The organism is Pseudomonas sp. P4_C3 (assembly GCF_056402075.1).
Genome location: NZ_JBFUIC010000321.1, coordinates 1 through 4,474, shown reverse-complemented (window position 1 = coordinate 4,474; position 4,474 = coordinate 1). Strand labels below are relative to the sequence as shown.

The window sequence follows — 4,474 nt, the reverse complement described above, 5'->3', positions numbered from 1 at the left end:
GGTTTCAGGTTGCAAGGCTTCAGAAGTATTTGTCGGATCAAATCTTGTGGCGTGTAGAGATGGCTTCCAGTTGTTTGTTCAGCGCTTCCTTGCGCTCGGCAGGAATGTCGTTCCAGTGAACGTCCATCAGGGCGCCTTCAATTGCGTACAACAACACCTTGGACGCCCGAAAACCGCGCGTGCGCACGGCCCGATAAGCATCCACCGCCCCGAGGCGACGCAAGTCCGACGCGCTATGGATGCCCACGGCATGCAGCCATTGCGCTGACGTCTTGCCAAGATTCTTCAGGTGTTGCAGTTCATCATTCATCAAGCCTCCTTGCGATGGCCGAATGGAGAGCGTGGGCAATCTTCTGAGGAGTGTAGCCATCAGTAGGAAACGCGTGATTGTTTGCTCGTTTTCGACGCAAATGCTTCTAAGAAACGAGTATTGGCAGAGCGTGAAAAATCCGCGAACGCAGTAGGAAGAGGTGGGGAGGAATCAGGAATTACGGGCGAGTATCCCTCCACAGTCCAGCGCAATCAGGGGCGCTGGACGTGTCAGTCAGCGACGTTGGTCAGCGGGTGCGATAACGCAATCGCGTGCCGAAGTTCATCGACATCAGGATTTCGTCGGCGCTGAGTTCCACCGGAAAGTAGGCGCCGGAGATTTGCGCGTGGGCCAGGCTCGCGCCTTCCAGGTTCGCTTTACTGAAATCAATGCCGCGCAAGTCGGCGGAACGGAAGTAGGCGTTGCTGAAATCCACACCGTCGGCATTCAGCTCGCGCAGGTCCAGCCCCCGGAAGTCTCCACCCGCCATGTCGATGGGACCATCCTTGGGGCGTTCACTGTTGAAGCCTCTGATGTCGTCTTTGTGCAGAAGGGCGTAAAGCGGTGTGTCGAGAAATTTCGGCTGGCTCATGTCGCATCACCTGTTGGTTTTATGACGCCAGTATAGTGCCACTATTTGGCGGCCGTGAAGCCAGCGGAGACTTCACGGCTGAAAAACTTCCTTACAGGCCCGGAAGGCGCTGACGAATTTGCGCGACAACGGTATCGAGCGTCCCGCTTTCATTAGTCTGGACGCGCTTGCTGCAGAGGATTTCTGCGGGTGTCAGCGCTTCACGGCTGGCTTGCTGGGCTGCGATAACAGCCAGGGTGGCGTCGGACGGGTCTTTCTTGTCTGCCTGGCGCACGGCCAGCCAGCTTTCGATCACGGCCTGTGGCGCATTGCAGTCGAGGATCAGGAAGGGTGTGCCCGTGGCCTCGGCCACCATTGCGGCACTGTCACGCTGATCACGCTTGAGGTAAGTGGCATCGACCACCACCGGGAAGCCCGCACGCAGGATGACGTCGGCGATTTCGTGCAGGCGGGTATAGGTCGCCGCGCTGGCGTCGGCGCTATAGATGCCGGCCTGCACATCATTCTCGACGGTTTGCTCGCCGAACAGACGCTTGCGCTCGACATCGGAGCGCAGGCGAATCGCGCCCAGGGCTTCGACCAGGCGCATGGCGACATGGCTCTTGCCGACGGCGGAAACGCCGCTGGTAATGGCCATGAAACGCGAAGGAATGGTGCTGTAGCTTTCCGCCAGGTTGGCGTAGTTGCGGTACTGGCGCAGGGTCGTGGCGCGCTGCACCGCAGTGGCTTCGGCCGGCATGCTGAACAGGGCAACCTTGGCGCGAACCAGTGCGCGGTAGGCTTTGTAGAAGTTCAGCAGTTCGAGGCCGCGATAGTCACCGGTCAGCTCCAGGTACTGGCTGATGAGGCGACGCGCCAGGCACTTCAGGCCACGATCTTCCAGGTCCATCGCCAGGAAGCCGGTGTCGGCATAAACGTCGGTAAAGCGAAACGGTTCGTTGAATTCGATGCAGTCGAAGATCACGACCTTGCCGTCGATCACGGTTGCGTTACCCAAGTGGATATCACCGTGGCATTCACGAATGAAGCCTTCGGCCTTGCGCTGGGCGAATAGCGGTTTGAGGCGTTCGAAGCTGCTTTCGGCCCAGGCTTGCAGGGCGTCGAGTTGCAGCAGGTCGGCTTTGTCGCTGAGGAACGGACGGATCTGTTCGAAGTTCTGTTGCACCGGCGCCATGACGCTGTCCGGGGTGCCGGCTTCGTGCCCGGCTGGCACTTTCGGTGCGCTGAGGTGGAAGCGGGCGATTTGCCCGGCCATCTCGTCGATGTGCGCGGTGGTCAGTTCGCCATTGGCTTGAAGGGTGCTGAGCAAGCCGGTTTGCGGGAACTGGCGCATCTTCAGTACATATTCGATGGCCGGGCCTTCACCACCCAGTTGCGGAGCCTCGGCACTGCCGGTGACGGGCAGCACTTCGAGGTACAAATCGTCGGTGAGGCGCTGGTTCAGACGCAGTTCTTCAGTGCAAAAGTGTTCGCGAGCCTCAAGGCTGGTGAAGTCGAGAAAGCCGAAATTGACCGGCTTCTTCACTTTATAGGCATAGGGGCCGGTGAGCAGTACCCAGGAAATATGGGTCTCGATGACCTGGAATCCCTCTACAGGATGCGGGTAGAGGGCAGGGTTTTGCAGGGCAGCGATCAGGGACTGGCTCACAGGCGATCCTTCAGAGACTGGGAAATTCAAGGCCGTCATTATGGCCGCAAGTCCGCTCGACGCAAACCTCGGAGCGCTCCTGTTGAGGATGAATAAAGTGCGTATAATCCGCCGCCATGACTCGTACTCGAACTCCCCGAACCCCAAAAAAACCACCCTCCAGGGGCCTGCGCCCGTGGCTGGGCTGGGCCATTAAACTCAGTCTGGTCGCCCTGGTAGTGCTGGCCGGATTCGCCGTTTACCTTGATGCAATCGTCCAGGAGAAGTTCTCCGGCAAGCGCTGGACCATCCCGGCCAAGGTTTACGCGCGCCCGCTCGAGCTGTTCGTCGGACAAAAGCTGAGCAGGGATGATTTTCTGACTGAACTCGATGCCCTGGGCTATCGCCGTGAAAGCGTGGCCAATGGTCCGGGGGCGGCGTCGGTCAACGGCAATACCGTCGATCTGAATACCCGTGGCTTCCAGTTCTATGAAGGCATGGAACAAGCGCAACCGGTGCGGGTGCGTTTTTCCGGCGATTACGTGGCCGAGTTGGCGGGGGCAAAAGGCTCGAAACTGTCGGTGGTGCGCCTGGAGCCGCTGCTGATCGGCGGCCTGTACCCGAAAAACCTCGAAGACCGGATTCTGATCAAGATCGATCAGGTGCCGCCGTATTTGCTTGAAACGCTGGTGGCGGTCGAGGACCGCGATTTTTATCATCACTTTGGTGTTTCGCCGAAGTCGATCGCCCGTGCCGTCTGGGTCAACGGTTCGTCCGGCCGCATGCGTCAGGGCGGCAGTACCCTGACTCAGCAGTTGGTCAAAAACTTCTACCTGACCAACGAGCGCAGCCTGAACCGCAAACTCACCGAAGCGATGATGGCGCTGCTGCTTGAACTGCATTACGACAAGCGCGAAATCCTTGAGGCTTACCTCAACGAAGTGTTTATCGGGCAGGACGGTCAGCRCGCGGTGCATGGTTTCGGTCTCGCCAGCCAGTTCTTCTTCAGTCAGCCGCTGGCCGAGCTCAAGTTGCATCAGGTCGCACTGCTGGTGGGCATGGTCAAGGGACCTTCTGCCTATAACCCCCGTCGTTATCCGGAGCGTGCCCTTGAGCGGCGCAACCTGGTACTCGATGTGCTGCAGGAGCAGGGCGTTGCGACTGCCGAGCAGGTTGAGGCGGCGAAGAAAATGCCGCTGGGCGTGACTAAGCGCGGCAGTCTGGCGGACAGCTCGTTCCCCGGCTTCCTCGATCTGGTCAAGCGTCAGTTGCGCGAAGACTATCGCGACGAAGACTTGACCGAAGAAGGTCTGCGGATCTTCACCAGTTTCGACCCGATCCTGCAGATGAAGGCTGAAGCCTCGGTCAACGACACCTTCAAGCGTCTGGCGGGGCGCAAGGGTTCCGATGACGTCGAAGCGGCAATGGTCGTGACCAACCCGGAGACGGGTGAAGTGCAGGCCATGATCGGCAGTCGCCAGGCCAGTTTTGCCGGGTTCAACCGGGCGCTGGATGCGGTACGGCCGATCGGCTCGCTGATCAAGCCGGCGGTTTATCTGACTGCACTGGAGAAACCAAGCCAGTACACATTGACCAGTTGGCTGTCGGACGAATCCTTCTCGGTCAAAGGCGCGGATGGTCAGGTCTGGAAACCGCAGAACTATGATCGTCGTTCTCACGGTACGGTCTTCCTCTATCAAGGCCTGGCGCACTCCTACAACCTGTCGACCGCGCGTCTTGGTTTGGCGGTCGGTGTGCCGAACGTATTGAAGACGGTGGAGCGCCTGGGGGTGTCTCGTGAGTTCCCGGCCTTCCCGTCGATGTTGCTCGGCGCKGGCGGTATGACGCCGATCGAAGTGGCGACCATGTACCAGACCCTCGCCAACGGCGGCTTCAATACGCCGATGCGCGGGATCCGAAGCGTGCTGACTGCCGAGGGCGAGCC

At 59.5% G+C, this 4,474-nt stretch carries 4 protein-coding genes; 1 reads left to right on the top strand and 3 read right to left on the bottom strand.

What is annotated here, in order from left to right:
* Nucleotides 1-37 precede the first annotated feature (37 nt).
* The 3 genes from AC1DVH_RS26690 to AC1DVH_RS26680 form a co-directional block, all read right to left on the bottom strand.
* Nucleotides 38-310: a TfoX/Sxy family protein gene (locus tag AC1DVH_RS26690; RefSeq protein WP_108216473.1), complete on the bottom strand. Its 273-nt coding sequence runs from the start codon at nt 308-310 to the stop codon at nt 38-40.
* A gap of 247 nt (nt 311-557) precedes the next feature.
* Nucleotides 558-902: a pentapeptide repeat-containing protein gene (locus AC1DVH_RS26685; RefSeq protein WP_477756315.1), complete on the bottom strand. Its 345-nt coding sequence runs from the start codon at nt 900-902 to the stop codon at nt 558-560.
* A gap of 91 nt (nt 903-993) precedes the next feature.
* A complete protein-coding gene (locus tag AC1DVH_RS26680; RefSeq protein ID WP_477756314.1) occupies nt 994-2,550 on the bottom strand; it encodes a bifunctional aminoglycoside phosphotransferase/ATP-binding protein in 1,557 nt (518 codons plus the stop codon).
* A gap of 116 nt (nt 2,551-2,666) precedes the next feature.
* Here AC1DVH_RS26680 and mrcB point away from each other — a divergent pair.
* Nucleotides 2,667-4,474, top strand: a 1,808-nt coding sequence (gene mrcB / locus AC1DVH_RS26675; protein ID WP_477756313.1) for a penicillin-binding protein 1B, incomplete at its 3' end; no start/stop codon positions are given.